Raw genomic sequence first — 17,098 nt, 5'->3', positions numbered from 1 at the left:
TGACGACGCTTCTGGTTGGCAGCCAGCTAACCCGCTGAATATACGGCGCTTTGGAGTGTCGGTTTATCCCAACGCTATAACAGGGCAGTCAGGCGTTATCTTGTCCGGCATTGCGAAACTGTGCCGGTTCCAGGTCGTGTCGTTTTAGCAGATTATAGAACTCACTGCGATTGCGATCGGCCAGGCGGGAGGCGAGGGCGATGTTCCCAGCGGTCAGGTTGAGAAGTTTGACCAGGTAGTCCCGTTCGAATTGCAATCGCGACTCAGTGAGGCTCAGAAGCCTCTCCGGCTTATAACGCAATGCGCGTTCAACCAGGGCCCTGGGGATAATAGGCGTTGTCGTCAGAACGACACACTGCTCAATCACATTATAGAGCTGTCGAACGTTGCCCGGCCATTCTGCGCTGATCAGTGCTTCCATTGCTTCCGGAGCGAAACGCATACTGTTGCGCTGCTCCCGTTCGGTAATCTGATCGCAAAAATAGTCTACCAGCATAGGAATGTCTTCAGACCGCTCTCGCAACGAGGGCAGGCGCAGCGGTATCACATCCAGTCGGTAGAAGAGGTCCTCACGAAATTCCTGTTGCTGTATCTTTTTCTGCAGGTTCTGATGAGTCGCTGCAACGATTCTTACATTGACGGGTACTGTTTTTGTTGCCCCGACAGGACGAACCTCTTTCTGCTCCAGTACGCGCAGAAGTTTTGACTGGGCGCTCAGTGGCATGTCGCCAATCTCGTCCAGAAATACGGTTCCCCCGTCAGCTGCCTTGAAAATGCCTGGGTGAGAGGTTCTGGCGCCGGTAAATGACCCGGCGGAGTGGCCAAACAGTTCCGACTCAATCAGGCTTTCCGGGATGGCCGCACAATTGAGTGCCAGGAAAGGCCTTGTCGAGCGGTTACTGGCCTTGTGTATGGCTTTCGCCAGCAATTCTTTTCCAGTACCGGTCTCACTTTGAATCAGCAGGTTGGCATCCGACAAGGCTGCCGCGTGAGTCTGTTGCAGCAACGTCTCCATTGCACTGCTGCAACTGATAATTTCTTTGCGCCACTCGTCCGGATGCCCGTTGGCAGGTGCGCTGCTGAACTGGGCCTGGCTCGAGGCCCGTTCCAGGTTGTGCAACAGGATTTCGGCATCGAACGGTTTGACAAGGTAACTGAAGACGCCTTTCTGCGTCGCTTCAACGGCATCGGGAATGGTGCCGTTGGCGGTGAGTACAATAACAGGCGTTCTGACATTCCGACGCTGTATCTCTTCAAACAGCGCCATGCCGTCCATACCCGGCATTTTCAGATCTGTCACCACTACGTGTGGATTAAAAGATGTTAACTGCGCCAGGGCATTGGAGGCACAGTTCGCCGACCGAACCTCGTAACTGTTGGCTTTCAGCCTGAGGTTGATCAGGTGTAACAGGTCCTGGTCGTCATCAACAACCAGCACCCTTGCAGTTGTTTTCCGGAGCGTGTTCATCTTGGCAGCTCGTAAAGTTCCCGTTGGATGATTTCCTGTTCCAGACTGGTCAGGGCGTCGATCTGTGCTTCGAGCCCTGCAATGCGTTGCTGCAGTCTCGAGAGCTCTGCTTGGAGGGTGGCCTGGTCATTTTGACCTTGGTTTTGTTCTGAGCGCGCAAGGTCCAGACTCTTCTGTGTTGTGGCCAACTGATTCAATACAGCGCCAAGCCTGACATAGTCTTCACAACTTCGTGTCTGACAATCCCGCTGCAACGAACCCAGGTCAGCGAAAATCGGCGTTAAAGCAGCATTTCCCAGAGCCATTCTGACGATATCCAGCTGAATACGGGAAACCGGATCTGAATATAGCTGAACCAGGGATTCCAGGCGACGCTGCTCCTCAATAAGCTGTTCACCGGTCGCCTGCTGTGACCAGTCATAATAGGGAAGTGGAGCGGTAACTTTATCCCCGCCGGGAATCAGGGAATCTGCCAGATCACCCAGTTTCAGTGGTGTCTGGCAACCTGCCAGGCTCAGCAGCACAAGACAGAGGAATCCGCTGGGTTTGCAGGTTGCTTTCATAAATCTGGAGAATAATCAACTAGGTTCATTTTTCCGGTCTTTGGTAGTGCGCCACTGACAGTAATCCCGGGCCCAATTGCCGGAAGCGTAATACGGAAACAGGCTCCCCTGGGATCGGAGTTAGAGGCTTTGATAGCACCATTGTGCGCCGCCGCATATTCCCTGGCTATGGCAAGCCCCAGGCCACTCCCCTTGAAAACCCCGGTAGTCTGCTGCCGGCTCTGGTAAAATGCCTCAAAAATCTTTTCCTGTTCAGAGTCCGGGATCCCCGGACCTTCATCCTTAACCAGTATGACGAACAGATTTTCTTCCTGGAACATTTCAATGGCCAGGCTGCCGCCTTCCGGTGAAAACCTGATAGCATTGGCAATGACATTGTCCAGAAGAACCCGCAGTTGTTCCCGATTACCACTGATACAGCATTCTTCTAGATTAAGACTGACATCGATCGCCGAAGTTCCAATCGCATAATCGTGATCAGCCAGCACGCGCCCGATCAGTTTATCTAACCGGATGTCCTGGCTGAATTCACTCACTACTGCGTACTGACGCTGGTGCTGCCGCAATAATTCATCGATCAGGTTATGCAGCTTCTGCAAGCTTTTTACCTGGATGTTGATCAGTTCTTTTTGCGGCGTGCTCAATTCTCCGACAACGCCGTCTTCCAGCAGTGCGGCGCTTTCCTGAATAGCTGCCAGAGGTGATTTTAATTCGTGGGAAACATGCCGTAAAAACAGCGTGCGCTGCTGATCTAGATGGGACAGGCGCTCTCTCAGCCAATCCAGCTGCTGGCCGATAGCCACCAGGTCTTTAGGGCCACCGATACTGATATCGGTTGAGTAACTGCCTGACCCCAATTGTTCAATAGCCGTTGCCACCTGCTTCAGTGGGCGAGTTATCAGTAACACAAAGACACTGGCAAGGCTTATCGCCGCGGCGATAAGAAAAAGGAGCTGCATCGCAATCAGGCGCTGTGATTCTGATGTTTCACGTGCAATAGTATCGATCTGCATGTTGGACCAGTTGGAAACAATAGTGGACAGGTTTGTTGCTGCTTCCAGGATTTGCTCAAAGGCAGTTTCAAGGCTGATTTTGTCTCCGGACTGAATAGCCGTATAGGCATCTGCTTCGAGATTCCGAATGATGGTGGCCTGGGAGAGAAGTGCCGGGCTGAGGGCAAGCCTTTCTAGAGAATCAGTGGCCGCCAGAAATGCTCTACGCCGCTCTTCATAAATGCCGAGGATCTCTTTTTCTCCCACGATAGCGTACTGTCTGGCGTTACGCTCCATCGCTCCGCTTTGCTGCAACAGTACACGACTTGCCGCCATGGCGGTCAGGCTGCGGCTGACAGCTGCCTGACTTTGTCGGCTGATCTGGTCGAGCTGATTAATCGCAATTGTCAACGCAATCAACAGAATCCCGCTGACCAGGGCAAAACCGGTAATGAGCAGTTGCAGGATAGTGCGGGGCTTGATGAAAGACAGTTCGGTCATCAGGAAATACCGGGACAGGCATTGCAGATAACGCAACCATGGCGTGATCTGCTCAATATCGGAATCATGGCTGACTATAGCAGAAAGTCGGTATTGCCTCTAAAGCGAACTGCTTAGAAACGGCCCCAGACTCGTAATTAGAGCACAATCAGGGGAAAGGCTCGACAGCATCTGCTCCTGAGTGCCTACTGCTGACGGGCGGCGATCCAGGCAACTGACTGACGGAAGGGCTGTAGTCGTCAGCAAGGTGTCGGTACGGCTGTGGATTGAAACATAGCAGTGTCGTCACTGCCCAACAGCCTGGGACGGAGCAGCCTGGTTGGCAGAGAATATTTCGTCACTCCGCAGGTCAGCAGCATTCCTAGCGGGGGTTGTGACCTCTGGAAAGATTCCGCCAGTATCGGATCTGGCTATGCCGGGCCAGATGTTTCCGGCCTTTAGCGCAATTGAACAGATTTATGCGGTTTTCGGCCTGCAGTGGTTCTGATTTATTAATGAACGAAAGAACAAATACTTGTGGGTGGCACGCCGCTTGCAGGCAAAATTGGCAAATTTATAGAGTCACACCCGCTGTCTGTTTGGAAAAATACTGGAGACAGGCAGATAAATTTGTAAATACCAGAACAGGATTTGGAGCATAATAATGAAAGATGTTGAAGGAATGACATTCGTGGACTTGCTGATAATTGCGACCTGCTTCAGCCTGTTGATGAGCGTGGTCATTCCATTTCTCCAGGCTAGTAAGGGATCTGAGCGTATAGAAGATCTGGCACTCTCGGCGGGCTCCAGAGTAAAGGCTATAGAGGCAGCAGTGGTCCAACATGATATTGAGAATTATGACAGCCTGGATGGCGGATCATTCGGAATACCAGCCGATCTCACGGCTACTTCTACTCTTCACGGTGCGAGTGTCACCAATGGCGAAATCCTGCTCACCTGGAAGAAAGACGCCACCTTTATGGAAGGCGTTACCTATACCCTCAGACCGCAGAAACTGTCCCATCCGCTGGAATGGGGGGCAGGGGGTAGCTGCGTGATGCGTGGCTTCTGCTGAGCCGTGTGACAGAAATTGCTGCGGAACAACCTGTTGGCCAGTCAGCCTGGTACAATTTTCTAAGGAGCCTCTGAGTGCGGGGCCGCGTGACAGGGCAGGTCTCGCTGGAAACAACTTCCGGGATTTGAATTTTCGCCAACCTGTTGCATAAACCGCCTCGCTAAAGCTGACTTCGACAAAGGATGGTAAGGATCACAATGGCAGTCTCCGCACGCAACAAGATCTCTCGTCGATAATAGTACAGATACAGATTGATTTTATTGAAGATTGAGGCTGATCGACCTGAAGGGACGGGCCGACAATCGACTATAAGACTATTGATTATAAGGACGGTCAATTCGCCAGTGAGTCAGTCCCGTATTACCTGATGCGAGGTGAAATTGGAAAAGCAGCACCGACCAGCCCGGGCGGACTGGCCGAATAGGTTTGCTATCTCAAGTATTGATGTGGTTCGGGGCTGTCGGCTATTGACCGTCGTATTTAATGCCCCGAGCCATGGCTCGGTCTTCAACATCCAGTTCGACGGTAACTATTTCGTCTTCCTCAATGTCGTCCAGCGTGTCCGGCAATACTTCCCATCGGTATTCATCACGGATTACCACGGAGGTGGGAATCTTGTAGGTCTGAATCGAGTTGACCGGTTCGTCCACACTCGCCCCCACTTCAATGAGATGAAGCGTCAAGGTTCTTTCCATTACGTCGACATCCAGCACGCGGCCGCGCAGCTCGTCGTCCTCCACTTCTGCCCATGCGGATGATACGGCAAAAATCAGCAATAGTACTGTCACCAGTTTAGTTCTGAGCCCTGATATTCTCATCTGAACCTCCTAAATTTTCAGCTTGGTTGGATTTGCGGGATTATCCACCCCGTCTGATCATGCCAACGACTCAACCGCAGTAAAGTTCCCTTCAGTCTCCCTGAGACCGCTCCGATTCGTGCAACCCCAGTGCTTTATCGCCAGCCGACGCAAGATTTCTTATAATTTCCCACTCGTTCTTGATGCGCCCCAGCAAAAATTCCCAGGCCTTTTCCTCGTCCTGGGCTTCTGGACGACATCGACGCTGAACACGGGCAAAACAGGTCAACGCCTTCTCAGCGCTGCGGACCATTGAGAACTCCCTGGCAGTTTTACGCGCTCCCTCAATGAGTTCATCCCGTTCACTCGCGTTCCGGTCGTACACCCAGGCCAGAGCGGAACTGAAATCCTTCTCACTGGCATCCTTAAGCAGACGGCCATTGATTCCGTCCCTGACCACCTCCCTGGCGCCGGCAGCATCCAGTGCCACCACAGGCAGGCCCGCGGCCATTGCCTCGGTCAAGACCATTCCCTGGGTCTCAGTTTTCGAAGTGAATGCGAACACATTCATGGCATTCATGGCGTTGGCAAGATTCTTACCCTCCAGTTTCCCGGTCAGAACGAGACGCTTTCCAAGCCCTGCACGTGCGAATTGATTCTCGATAAACTCTCCCTTATCTCCTTCACCAACCACCAGGAAATAGCTGTTTCTGTGGCGCTTCATGAACAGCTCTACGGCGCCGGTCAGGAAACGAATATTCTTTTCCAGCGCCAGTCTTCCCATATGGCCTATTACCCATGATTCATCAGGAATATCATGGGAAGCTCGACAGGTCTTGCCATCACCATTACTGAAATTCTGTACATTAACGCCGGTTGGTATGACTTCAATGGGAGTTTTAACTCCCCGCTCGATTATCAGATCACGGATACTCTCACTGGGTGCAATTACCTGATCAGCAAGATTGGCATACCCTGTAGCGAGTTCAACAACAAATTTTTTCAATAGTGCTGAATCGCCTGGGACATAGTGGGTGTATTGTTCATACAGGGTATGGTGGGTGAATACCAGCGAAAGCTTCATCATCCTTGCAATGCGAATCGCTGTCATGCCAAGTAAAAACGGGTGTTGGGAATGGATGATGTCCGGCCCGAATTCTTCAAGGGTCTGCGTCAATCCTTTGGGAACCGGCAGAACTACAGAGAAGTCACTGGCATTGAAATTCTGTATTGCCCTGACCCGCAGTACATTTTCTTCATGGGTCGGCATGCCTTCAAACTCGGGGGCTATAACTATGACTTTGTGGTGTAACGCGAGGTATTCCCTCCGGAAGGCCTCAACCGAGCGAGCCACGCCGCCCACGTGCGGAGTGTAGGTATTGGTGACAAGGACAATATTCATGACGTTATACCCGTTCCACTGGCGAGTGGCTCGAGTAGTGCGTGACGATCGGACCGCTCACGCACCTGGTAACCCGGAATCGCGATGTCTATTTCTGGCTGCTGCCTGTGCCACCGCGGCTCCCACTCTACCAGCAGACGGCCATGTTGCCTGGGATCGACTGTGACGGTTAAAGCACCAAACCGTGTGAATGTGGGGCCAAAGGAAAACCGTTTATTACAGTGCAACCAACGCTTGGGAATGCCTGCGCCAAGAATCAGGCGGTTGCCTTCCTCAAGAACAAAACAGCTGCGGATCATAAGCACCCATTCGGCCGTTGCCCAGACATGTTGACCATCCCCCATGCAGCCACCGCGGGTCTGGGGGTGTATGGCTTCCGGCCACTGTCCAGTCGGCGAAGCAAGGTCCGCGACGCTGTCCATCAATTCCAGGAAGCGGGGATCGTTTGCTCGCAATAGCACCTGTGCCGTTTGCAGAGTGAGATAGGCGTTCATACCGGAGTGAATCATATCCTGGAAGAACGCACCATCAACAAAGCAATCGTCCAACAGATACTCAACACAGTCCAGCAATCGCTCGTCCTGCGAGCTCACTAACTGCAGCGGGTAACCGGCGACAATAGAACCGATCGCTCCTGCATCCAGCCTGCGATAGGGCGATGCCGGTATGGCTGGCCTGCCCAACCGTTCGTAACAGCGGGACAGACTTCGATCAATTGATACCATGAGCCGATCCGCCGCATTTGAGAATTCCCTCCCCAGCTTTTCGTTATGTTCTTCCAACAACGCGCTACAGGAACGAAGTCCGGACGCCGCCCAGAAGTCGTCCCAGTAATAGTAATCGTTGGGTCCCAGGTGTTCAGCGCTGAATCCTGCCGGCAGTAACCCGGCGTGGAGTATTTCTTCGTCATCATTGGTAAGCTTCCGAATAATCCACCTGCCGCCTTTTTCAATAGGGCGGAGCCAGGAATTCGGAATGTCCAGTCCGGTAAGCTCCTTGTACCGATTGAGTATCCAAAGCACTTCACCGTTTGAATCCCATTCTCCTTCCTGGGACCGGAAATAGCCAAGGGGCGTCTGGCGGTGAAAAAATTCATCTATTGACCGACGGGCACGATCCTCCAGCCCCGAGCAGAGTAGTGCATGAACGATGAACGCCGCGTCCCTGAACCAGAACCGCTTGTAGGTATACGGACCTGGATAAACATCCCTTGGGGAGTGGAGTATCAACGATGCCAATGCGGCGTCATAGAGGTTCTGATAGCGGCTTTCGGGGCACACCAGTCGGCAGGCAGTCTGTCGTTCATCCAGCCAGCATGGTTTAACAACAGGTTCGGTATACTCCTCTTCCAAGGGTATGGACAGCTTGAGCTGTCTTTCTCGATCAAGTCGGAACATCGCCGCGGCACTGGCAAGTCCAGCCTGACAATTGACCTCTTTTTTTTCAGCGCGGTCATGAATGCCCAGGTAGACATCGCCATCCAAGTAGCTGGCAACCCGATGCTTCTCCACCGGGCAATCAAACCGTATCTGATCATCATCGTTGATTCTCCAGGTACTGGCTGAATCCAGTAACTCCAATCTGGAGATGAAACTGATTCCCTCAGGGTTATAAGGACGCGCGCTGACAACCAGCCAGGCATCGCCGCCTTCGCTGTCAGACGCATTGATATTCATTTCACAGCAAGCGTAGCCGTTTCGACGCACCACCTCACTGACTGTGCGCAGTTGCATGCCTTTTTCACCGGTAACTGTTACCACTGCCAGACCGGGGTCCATATTATAAAATTGTTCCGCGTCCTTCTGTCGCGACGGCAGCAGCCGCGATCCATCGCTTCTTAATATCCATACGTCCAGTGACCAGCCGTCCAGCTTTGGCGTTAACAATCCTCTGGGGTCTACAATCGGATATTGATCCAGGTCCGGAAGGCCGATAGCGGACCAGTTCCGATGGGTCTGATTGATGTGTGTAATGGCAAAGGCTCGTGGTGTAAACGATATGTCATGGGGGTTGTACTGCCGTTCTACCCAGTAGGGCCAAAGCCAGTCCAGGTTGTGTTGAATGACTTTACTGTTGATTAGTCCGCGCGCATGGAAAACCACTCCCGCCCGAAGCAACTCAACTGGTTCTCCAACTTCAGAAGGTTGAGCCAGGGCTCGAAGTCTGGCGAGCAATTCTATGGGGTCCAGAAACCCCTGACTTGTCGCGGCCTTTCGAATAATATAGCGGAACGGAAACCAACCTAGTAATTTCATTTGGGCTTATTACTCTCTGGTTACATCGGGTGAATACTTCGCTAACGTACGGCGGGCCAAGTGGTTCAGATAAAGAACAGCCGTCAATGTTGTGAGAAAGCCCAACAGATAAATTATCCACTCCAGAGGGGTTCGCCCCGTCTCTCGTACACCCAGGTTACTGAGATTAGCGGCGAAGGAGCCCAGATAAACATTGTGTAGAGAGAACGGAATGAGCCCGATGAAGGTGCCCAGAGAAAATCCTCGGAGGCTGAACGCAGTCATTCCGAAAAAATAGTTTGAAATCTTGCCCGGAAAGAACGGAATCAATCGAGTCAACATTACTACTCGTAATTCGTGATTCCGCATTTCGTCCGTAACAGAGTGCAGGAGGGAACGTTGAAGAATAAAACGACGGGCGGTGTCACCCAGCAGATACCGCGCAATTAGAAATGCGATAACAGCTCCCAGCGTAGTCCCGAGAACTACATAGATGGTGCCATTGACCAGCCCGAATACAAAACCGGCTCCGGTGGTAAACAATACGCCGGGCAGCAGAAAAACAGTAACCAGGGCCATTATCAGAATAAACCACAATCCAGACCATATTCCCTGCCGATTGATCCAGCGCAGTAATTCCAGAAGTTGTTCGTCTACATTGAAAAAAACCAGTAATCCGACCAGGGCGGCAACGAAAATCAGACTGGCCAGCATTGCGACAAGCGGTGATCTCATACTTTCAGATGCTATCAGAAACACGGTAGAGGTAATTGAGCTTCATCCCTGTTCCATAACGGCCCGCCTGCTTTAATGATCCAGTTTCTGAAAGGCGGGCCGGGTCAACAGATAACCACCTAGCAGTACTATAGCTATTCCGAACAACTCAGTGGTATGGAACTCTGCACTCAACCAGTACCATTCAATCAGTAGAGTGAGTATCGGTGACATGCTGAGCATTGCCGCAGCAAGCGCCGCACCTTTCATTTTCATTCCCAGATACAGCATGTTGATGCCGAGACCAATGGTAGCGGCTGAAAGCCCTATCCAGAGCCAGTCTAACCCCTTAGGCCAACTAAGTCCGATTTCTGCTGTGAGGAGGAAAGGCAGCAATACCAGGGTGCCGAAGAAAAAGCGACCGAACGACACCCACTGAGGCGAGAGTGTGCCAAGTGTCTTTTTAGCCCAGGCATCGCAGAGGCCCATCATCGGTAGAGTGAGCAGGAGTAGCCCATCACCTTCCACCATCTGAAATTGAATTCCGCCGGCACTCATTAGCAACACTCCCCCGGTCATGGCCGCGATAACAAGATAACCCGACAGTGGCAGGCGCTCATCGATAAGCCAATAGGCGAAGATCGCTGTCATGGCTGGGTACATAGCCTGAAAGACGCTACGGTGCGTCGCAGTGGTTGTCTCGAGCGCCCATATATTAAGATACACTACTACACCGGAAGCCAGGCCTCCCACGAGCAGCAGGCTTTTCCAACTGGCACGTATCTGCTCCGGCCTATGCCTCCAGGCCGGAATAGTTAGCAGGGCGACAGTAAGCAGATTAATCGTCAGGACGACTGTCGGTAGGCTTGCTTCCCCTGACACCGCGAGCTTTTCAAACAGTGGTGTCAGACCAAGGGCAATAATCGCTACCAGCATGATGGCAGTGAAGCGCATATTTTTCAGCATGTCTCAGCGACCCTGCCAACAGATTCTGTAAGAAGCCAATACTGAATTATCATCGACTGAAAGTTGGTCAAGGAGAGCCTCGTGTGGGATCTGCGGGAATCGCAAAAACCGCGATCAGCAGCATAGTGAGCGTAAGGAGAATAAACCCAATCATTGCAACTAGGGAGTCACGCCAATCATGCCTGGAGTTACATAGATGTAGCATTGCTGTCAGGCACTGCAACAGATAGTACAAGGCAAATGCCCGCCTTGCGCTGGTGATAACAGTGAATGCATCACTGCTCCATAAAAGCAGCAACGCCAGGGCCATGGCTACCGCGTGCACATAGCACCGTTTTATTCTGCCCTCGTTGCTCTCATCGAGAAATCGCCCGGCACCTGTAGTATCCGCAACGGTTGATGAAAACTGATTCTTTAGAGTATCCAGTATCAGCATCTTGGGAAGAACGCCGGTAACCCGCCTGGACAGGCACAGCACGCTGATCTCATTGAGTTCTTCAAGAGTGTCCAGGCAGGCAGTCGCCAATGTGATGAACACAATATAGACCGTTGCGCTTATCGCTTGTGCGAAAGCCATGGTCCTGGCATCGCAAGGATGCAGAGGGCTCAGCCTGCGGAAAACGGGAAGTTTCGAATCCCTGATCAATAAGGAACACCCGGAAATTCTATGCAGGGTCCGAATTTCCAATTCAGGATCATTGCCCGGTAGTTGCCGGTAACCTGCCACCAGATCTGCTGCTTGCAGGTATGAAAACCCCAACAGAAATGAGGCAATTAGCGCCAGCATTAGGTTGACTGCCAGTTTCTCAAAATTTTCCAGTGGGCGCAAACTGCGCACCAGACCGAACTTGGCGATCGAGACCATAATCATCGAAGCAAAAAGCGTCTGATATGTCGCGTTTCCAGCGCCCGTTGAACGAGGCAGGAAGGCACCAAGCGGTTCCAAATAAAAGGTTATGGCAATCACATAGGCGATCGCCAACACCAGGGCGGCGGTTCGATCAAGCCTAAACAGCAGCAGGGAGAGTCCAGTTCAAGTTTCGGTTGAACTGATCAATGGTTCAACGTTGATGATGTCGTACCGAATCGCGCTGCCTACCAATTAAGCAAGAAATACCACGAGGGTGATACCGGGAAAGGACCACAGCCCGGCGTCAGAGCCATGGCAGGGGCCACAACCAGAAAACCACTCCGAATTATTGAGGCAATCGGAATACCTGTCGCTCGCCAGGGTTGGGATGTTCCGGTGCAGCCAAACATGGACGGCGACAGCTATAACTAAAACTAAAACTACCAGTCCGCTGTTTAAAAAGAGTGTCATAACAGCAGGAATCGGTGTCCGCAGGCGGCTGGAGGAAACGACGTGTGCGCCTCGTCATGGGTGCTTGAACAGGCCCAAAGCTGACAGGTTACCTGGCAGGCCCACGGCTTAAAACCTGACTTGAGTATTCGAAAGACTACCTACTTTTTGCTCTCAGAGCCGACGGCTTCACTGTCGACTGCTTTCTCATAATTACGGTGCACGGCAGGGTCAAGTTCCCTGGCTTTGACTTTGCCTTTCTGCTCCGCTGCCGCAGCTTCCGAAGGACTCTGTTTACTGGCCTCCCTGGCTGCTTTTTCAACTTTACCTGACTTTACAAATTCGCGCGTATGGTCACGGTAGACTTTGTCTGCCTCCCGATTCCCTTCACCTGGTTTAGAATTCGATTGATTACTCACTATCCACCTCCTTTTATCTAAGGTTGCCTAATTCGAAATTCGAAACGCGACAGAACACCATTCAGTTCAGTTTCTGATTTCGGTTCCGACATATTTGCTGAGCGTTTCTCTGGCCCGGTAAACCCGGGAGCGAACCGTACCAATCGGAAGATCAAGTTCTCTGGCAATATCTTGATAGCGCATATCTTTGAAACAATAGCAGTCCAGCGCTCCCCGGAGCCGCTCGTCCAGTTTACTCCAGGCCTGTTGAAGTTCGGCGCAACAGGCGTAGTGGAACTCCCGGCCCGGCTCTGTCGCCGAGTCGATGACCGGCTGAGGATCGATTGTGCTGCCATAGCGCCGCTGACGCCTGTATTTTGAGACGAACAGGTTGAACATGATCTTGGAACACCAGCCTTTCAGGTTGCTGTTACTGATGAACTTGTTTTTATTCTCCAATGCCTTGGTCAACGTGGCCTGAAGCAGATCGTCTGCCTCGTCCGGGTCCCTGGTCAGGTGTCTGGCGAAGCGGTGTAACCCTTCAATTTCGTTTATTAGTTCGTGATTTCTAAACATTTGTCCTCTTGGTTGTCAGATTTAGCTTCTTGAAGATTCAATGTCTTATTTTCAATAATTCAAAGTATAGGACCCGGCTGTAAGCACCCCAATGCACTTTAGTAGACAGACTGTTAATTCTTTGTTTCAATTATGTAAAAGAACCTGACTCAACGGCCATGAATCACACGATTCTTGCTATCGACAAAGAAAAAGGAACCTGGGGGCGTATAGAAGCCCACCTCAGGTCCAAAGGCTACCGACTGCTATTTGCTTACAGTGAGCAGCACGGGTTGCAAATACTCCAAACTGAACCCATAGACTTGGTGCTGCTGAACGAAGGCATCGCAGATAACGACTATCTAGAAATCATAAGAACAATGAAAGAGCACTCGGTGGTTCCGGTAATCGTGCTGGCAAAGAAAAGCAGTGCCGTTGAACGAGTGACCGGCCTCGAACTGGGAGCTGATGACTTTATCACCTCACCGATTGACATCGAAGAACTGTCAGCCCGCATCAAGGCCAATCTGAGACTGGTTGATAGGGTCAGATTGGAATCTGAACCGGGTCAGCAGCAGAATAACATTTCGGCAATTGTTTTTAATGGCTGGCGGCTAGATTTACAGAGACGCCAACTCCTTGATGCTGAGGGTAATCTGGTAAGTCTGACTCCCGGGGAATTCCGATTGCTGGAAATTCTTGCCCGTTCATCTGGCGTTGCTCTGAGCCGGGAGCGCCTTTTTGCAGCAACCAGGGACAGAGATGCCATGGAATTTGATCGCTCGATCGATGTACAGATTTCCCGCCTTAGACAAAAGCTGGACGACGACCAGCAGTCAAATCCACTGATTCGAACCATTCGGGAGTTTGGTTATATGCTGGATGTAAAAACCGAAAAAATTCGTTGATCAGTCAGACTGCGGGAACCAGAGTCGGTTTTGATCGTTGGTATATGGCATCAGATCATATTCAACCTGTTACTATTATGATGACTGACAGACAAAGCCAGCCTATATGGGAACTCTTAAGGAATGGTGATAGACCCTTGTTGAGCTACTATGACAAGAATCGATTGCGGACGCTTTCCCTTGACTTGGTACAGGCCAGTTTTGACGGGACCCTTTGGTTCCCGGTGTTGTGGTATGAGTTGATTAACCGGAACTTACGGGTAAACGATCCTGTCTGCCTGTTATTCAAAAACAGCAAAAACGGTGTCCAGGTATGTCTTAGCGGCACTGTGAATTTCACTCGCGATAGCGGGTTGTTTAACAAGCTTTGGGGCCACTCCGACAGCAGGTCCAACAGCCTTCTATCACAATCAAAATCAGATTATGTGCTCCTCGAAATTTCCATCGATCAGGCAGAGTCCTGGTCTTTGTCTGACGGTTCTTACGAAGTTTTATTTCGGGACGACTGGCACATTTATTCGACAAACAGACTCAGCTAGACATACTGATTATTTTCGGAAGCCGACTCATACCTGACTACTCAAGTAACCTGTTCAAAAACGATCCTTTTCAATAACTTCCTTATGCCTGTAAACCCGAATTTTTCATGTGTCGACGGTTGAGACTTACGTTTCGCGATGAACAGGGGCAATGACGTCCTGTATTTCGGTGTTGTCAATTTTGAAATTTCAGGCGCTACTGGCTCAACTTCCATGTCTTAGGATGGCTTCAGGCGCGAGAAGGGTTGTTTGATCAACGGTAGTCGGTGGGAGTCACCATGCCCGGCGATTGCGTGTATATTCGTCGACTTATCAACCGGCCATCGTTTTATTGGCAAAACAAATCCGAAATCGCGGTTTATTTCTTTCTGCAGGGCTGTACAATCAATGAAGCCATGTCTCAGAAAAGTAATAAAACAGCGGCTTCTGCTGTCACTTTATACCATGTTGCAGGCAAGGTCGTCAGGCCATTACAGTACATAGTCCGCGACCAGAAAACTGCTAGTCTGCTCCTGCTTGGCTGCGCGATTGCAGCATTGGTTTTAGCCAATTCCGCTGCATACCCGTACTATGAACGGCTGGTGGAGAGTCAGGTTGGACTGGTTTTCGGTAACCATCGTTTCACCATGAGCCTGAGACACTGGCTCAACGATGCGTTCATGTCCCTGTTCTTTTTCGTCATCGGTTTGGAAATAAAGCGAGAACTGCTGGTTGGAGAGCTGCGCAAGGCCAATCGGGCCGTCCCTGTCATTGCTGCTGCATTTGGCGGTATGCTGGTTCCTGCAATGACATTCATGCTGCTTAACTACGGACAGACCAGTCTGCGCGGCTGGGCCATTCCCATGGCAACTGACACCGCCTTCGCTATGGGTGTACTGTCTCTTCTTGGCCGTCGCATACCATACGGGCTTACGGCTTTTCTGCTGGCACTTGCCATCATAGATGACATGGGTGCAGTATTGGTTATAGCACTCTTCTACACTACCAGCCTTGACCTGCAGTACCTCATCGTAGTGTCACTGCTTATCGTCTGTTTACTGGCTGCCAACCGTGCGGGGATCCGCCACCCGGCTGTATTCATCTGCGGCGGAGGGCTTGTGTGGGCAGCCATGCTGGGGTCTGGGGTCCATGCAACCCTGGCCGGCGTGCTGGTTGCTCTGACCGTTCCAGCGCGTCCAGCCAGAAGTCCACGAAGCTTCGTGAGGAAAAGCCGAAAACTGATAGACGAATTCGTTCGACGGGTAAAGAAGAGTAAGGAAGACAATCCCGTGCTTGCTGAACAGGACCATCATTTTCTGGTTGAGCGGGTAAAATTAGCGGCTGAAGAAGCCACCACTCCGCTGCAGCTGTGGGAACGTACACTTGAACATCCTGTCGCGCTGTTGGTGTTACCCCTGTTTGCGCTGGTTAACGCTGGCATCCCACTTCAGGGTTTCAATCTACTCGAGTTTCTCCACCAACCGTTGGCGTTGGGAATCATTCTGGGGCTTGTCGTGGGCAAGCCCATTGGCATTCTCCTGGCGACCTCGATCGTCGTGAAAATGGGCTGGGGCAAACTGCCGCGAGGTATGACACTGAAGCACACTGTCGGCCTTGGACTGCTGGCAGGAATGGGATTCACCATGTCAATCTTTATAGCCGGCCTGGGTTTCGATACAGCGGCAGAACCGCTGATCATTGCCAAAACCGGGATCATTGCAGCTTCCCTGCTGGCCGGAGTAGCTGGCTACCTGTGGCTTAGGTTTATCCCGGAACGGACAGGAAAAACTGAGAGTCTGCAAGCGTATCGGAAAGGATAGAGGAAATGTCAGACGGTCCTCTGGTTATTGCGCTGGGTGGAAACGCCCTGAAGGGCCAACCGGGCTCCCTGGCGTTGACCGGTCTGAAAAAGGCCTGTGCGACGCTTTCCGGGTATGCCGGTTCAGGCCTGGTGATCACTCATGGAAGCGGACCTCAGATCGGCCTTCTTTCTCTGAGTCACTCCGGTGATAGAAAGGTAACGTTGGATGTTCTTGATGCCGAAGTGGAAGGCTGGCTAGGTTATCTCATCGAGCAGGAACTGGATAATTGCCTCGATGAACAATCCTCACCGGTGACATTGCTGACCAGAATCGAGGTGGATAGCGCCGATCCAGCGTTCAAGAACCCCTCTAAACCTGTTGGTCCATGGATGCCTGCGGCTGATGCGAAAAAACTGGCAGATCGGCTAGGCTGGAATTTCCTCGAGGGAAACTGCGATTTCAAGCGTATCGTTCCTTCACCCCTGCCTCGCAGGATTCTTCAGGCGAGTGTGGTGAGTGAACTCGTGAAGAGGGGCCACGCAGTAATCTGCGCGGGTGGAGGTGGCATACCCGTAATTCGCGACCGGCTGGGCAGATTCCAGGGAGTAGAAGCCGTCATTGACAAGGACCTGGCCAGTGCCCTCCTGGCGATTCAACTCGACGCCAGGTTATTGGTGATGGCAACCGATGTACCTGGCATCTATAAGGACTGGGATGCCACCGACAGAGAATTGATAAACAGGATATCTGCGGATCGTCTTGCAGAACTGGAGCTGGCGCCTGGGTCCATGGGGCCGAAAGCTACTGCAGCTCGTAACTATGTTAATGCCACCGGAAATATCGCAGTTGTCGGCGCTCTCAATGATTTATCCTCTTTAATCGAACTAAAGGCAGGTACGCGGGTTTTCCCCTCACGGAGTCTTTAA

Annotated in this window: 15 protein-coding genes; 4 read left to right on the top strand and 11 right to left on the bottom strand. The window is 51.7% G+C overall.

Annotation, left to right across the window (positions count from 1 at the left end):
- Positions 1-88 precede the first annotated feature (88 nt).
- The 3 genes from R3F50_19050 to R3F50_19040 are packed head-to-tail and all read right to left on the bottom strand — an operon-like array spanning position 89 to position 3,524.
- The gene (locus R3F50_19050; GenBank protein ID MEZ5492386.1) at positions 89-1,468 is read right to left on the bottom strand and encodes a sigma 54-interacting transcriptional regulator; all 1,380 of its coding nucleotides are present in this window, start codon (positions 1,466-1,468) and stop codon (positions 89-91) included.
- The gene (locus tag R3F50_19045; protein MEZ5492385.1) at positions 1,465-2,031 is read right to left on the bottom strand and encodes a hypothetical protein; all 567 of its coding nucleotides are present in this window, start codon (positions 2,029-2,031) and stop codon (positions 1,465-1,467) included. The genes R3F50_19050 and R3F50_19045 overlap by 4 nt, the downstream gene beginning before the upstream one ends.
- A complete protein-coding gene (locus R3F50_19040; GenBank protein ID MEZ5492384.1) occupies positions 2,028-3,524 on the bottom strand; it encodes an ATP-binding protein in 1,497 nt (498 codons plus the stop codon). The genes R3F50_19045 and R3F50_19040 overlap by 4 nt, the downstream gene beginning before the upstream one ends.
- 643 nt (positions 3,525-4,167) lie before the next feature.
- On the opposite strand from R3F50_19040, the gene R3F50_19035 reads away from it, so the two are divergent.
- Positions 4,168-4,578 (top strand): hypothetical protein, encoded by a 411-nt coding sequence (locus R3F50_19035; GenBank protein MEZ5492383.1) that lies wholly within the window; start codon positions 4,168-4,170, stop codon positions 4,576-4,578.
- Positions 4,579-5,042: 464 nt separating this feature from the next.
- Here R3F50_19035 and R3F50_19030 read toward each other — a convergent pair whose 3' ends face one another.
- The 8 genes from R3F50_19030 to R3F50_18995 all read right to left on the bottom strand — a co-directional run bounded on the left by R3F50_19030 (position 5,043) and on the right by R3F50_18995 (position 12,965).
- Positions 5,043-5,396, bottom strand: coding sequence for a hypothetical protein (locus R3F50_19030; GenBank protein MEZ5492382.1), 354 nt, complete (start codon positions 5,394-5,396; stop codon positions 5,043-5,045).
- A 91-nt stretch (positions 5,397-5,487) separates the two neighbouring features.
- Positions 5,488-6,777, bottom strand: coding sequence for a glycosyltransferase (locus R3F50_19025; GenBank protein MEZ5492381.1), 1,290 nt, complete (start codon positions 6,775-6,777; stop codon positions 5,488-5,490).
- Entirely contained in the window at positions 6,774-9,032 is a 2,259-nt protein-coding gene (locus tag R3F50_19020; protein MEZ5492380.1) for a hypothetical protein, read from the bottom strand. Before R3F50_19020 ends, R3F50_19025 begins: the two co-directional genes overlap by 4 nt.
- 9 nt (positions 9,033-9,041) lie before the next feature.
- Positions 9,042-9,746: a TVP38/TMEM64 family protein gene (locus R3F50_19015; GenBank protein ID MEZ5492379.1), complete on the bottom strand. Its 705-nt coding sequence runs from the start codon at positions 9,744-9,746 to the stop codon at positions 9,042-9,044.
- Between the two features lie 72 nt (positions 9,747-9,818).
- The gene (locus R3F50_19010; GenBank protein ID MEZ5492378.1) at positions 9,819-10,691 is read right to left on the bottom strand and encodes a DMT family transporter; all 873 of its coding nucleotides are present in this window, start codon (positions 10,689-10,691) and stop codon (positions 9,819-9,821) included.
- 67 nt (positions 10,692-10,758) lie between these two features.
- Complete coding sequence (locus tag R3F50_19005) at positions 10,759-11,562, bottom strand: hypothetical protein (protein MEZ5492377.1); 804 nt, start codon at positions 11,560-11,562, stop codon at positions 10,759-10,761.
- 590 nt (positions 11,563-12,152) lie between these two features.
- Positions 12,153-12,410 carry a hypothetical protein gene (locus tag R3F50_19000; GenBank protein MEZ5492376.1) on the bottom strand — a complete coding sequence of 86 codons (258 nt, stop codon included), beginning with the start codon at positions 12,408-12,410 and terminating at the stop codon, positions 12,153-12,155.
- Between the two features lie 66 nt (positions 12,411-12,476).
- Positions 12,477-12,965, bottom strand: a complete 489-nt coding sequence (locus R3F50_18995) for a sigma-70 family RNA polymerase sigma factor (GenBank protein MEZ5492375.1) — start codon at positions 12,963-12,965, stop codon at positions 12,477-12,479.
- 158 nt (positions 12,966-13,123) lie between these two features.
- On the opposite strand from R3F50_18995, the gene R3F50_18990 reads away from it, so the two are divergent.
- The 3 genes from R3F50_18990 (at position 13,124) to R3F50_18980 (ending at position 17,098) form a co-directional block, all read left to right on the top strand.
- Positions 13,124-13,852 (top strand): response regulator transcription factor, encoded by a 729-nt coding sequence (locus tag R3F50_18990; protein ID MEZ5492374.1) that lies wholly within the window; start codon positions 13,124-13,126, stop codon positions 13,850-13,852.
- A gap of 817 nt (positions 13,853-14,669) precedes the next feature.
- Positions 14,670-16,190, top strand: coding sequence for a Na+/H+ antiporter NhaA (gene nhaA, locus R3F50_18985; protein MEZ5492373.1), 1,521 nt, complete (start codon positions 14,670-14,672; stop codon positions 16,188-16,190).
- Positions 16,191-16,195: 5 nt separating this feature from the next.
- Positions 16,196-17,098 (top strand): carbamate kinase, encoded by a 903-nt coding sequence (locus tag R3F50_18980; GenBank protein MEZ5492372.1) that lies wholly within the window; start codon positions 16,196-16,198, stop codon positions 17,096-17,098.

The sequence above is a fragment of the Gammaproteobacteria bacterium genome, assembly GCA_041395725.1.
In the GTDB taxonomy this organism is placed as follows: Bacteria; Pseudomonadota; Gammaproteobacteria; order Pseudomonadales; family Pseudohongiellaceae; genus NORP240.
Note: the sequence above shows the minus strand (reverse complement) of the source record. Positions and strands in the feature narration are given on the sequence as shown.

Excerpts from the sequence above, each read along its gene's own strand:
- R3F50_18990 (MEZ5492374.1), top strand. The coding sequence starts at position 13,124 with ATGAATCACACGATTCTTGCTATCGACAAAGAAAAAGGAACCTGGGGG.
- R3F50_19040 (MEZ5492384.1), bottom strand. The coding sequence starts at position 3,524 with ATGACCGAACTGTCTTTCATCAAGCCCCGCACTATCCTGCAACTGCTC.
- R3F50_19030 (MEZ5492382.1), bottom strand. The coding sequence starts at position 5,396 with ATGAGAATATCAGGGCTCAGAACTAAACTGGTGACAGTACTATTGCTG.
- R3F50_18995 (MEZ5492375.1), bottom strand. The coding sequence starts at position 12,965 with ATGTTTAGAAATCACGAACTAATAAACGAAATTGAAGGGTTACACCGC.
- R3F50_18980 (MEZ5492372.1), top strand. The coding sequence starts at position 16,196 with ATGTCAGACGGTCCTCTGGTTATTGCGCTGGGTGGAAACGCCCTGAAG.
- R3F50_19035 (MEZ5492383.1), top strand. The coding sequence starts at position 4,168 with ATGAAAGATGTTGAAGGAATGACATTCGTGGACTTGCTGATAATTGCG.
- R3F50_19010 (MEZ5492378.1), bottom strand. The coding sequence starts at position 10,691 with ATGCTGAAAAATATGCGCTTCACTGCCATCATGCTGGTAGCGATTATT.
- R3F50_19020 (MEZ5492380.1), bottom strand. The coding sequence starts at position 9,032 with ATGAAATTACTAGGTTGGTTTCCGTTCCGCTATATTATTCGAAAGGCC.
- R3F50_19050 (MEZ5492386.1), bottom strand. The coding sequence starts at position 1,468 with ATGAACACGCTCCGGAAAACAACTGCAAGGGTGCTGGTTGTTGATGAC.
- R3F50_19005 (MEZ5492377.1), bottom strand. The coding sequence starts at position 11,562 with ATGATTATGGTCTCGATCGCCAAGTTCGGTCTGGTGCGCAGTTTGCGC.
- nhaA (MEZ5492373.1), top strand. The coding sequence starts at position 14,670 with ATGCCCGGCGATTGCGTGTATATTCGTCGACTTATCAACCGGCCATCG.
- R3F50_19025 (MEZ5492381.1), bottom strand. The coding sequence starts at position 6,777 with ATGAATATTGTCCTTGTCACCAATACCTACACTCCGCACGTGGGCGGC.
- R3F50_19045 (MEZ5492385.1), bottom strand. The coding sequence starts at position 2,031 with ATGAAAGCAACCTGCAAACCCAGCGGATTCCTCTGTCTTGTGCTGCTG.
- R3F50_19015 (MEZ5492379.1), bottom strand. The coding sequence starts at position 9,746 with ATGAGATCACCGCTTGTCGCAATGCTGGCCAGTCTGATTTTCGTTGCC.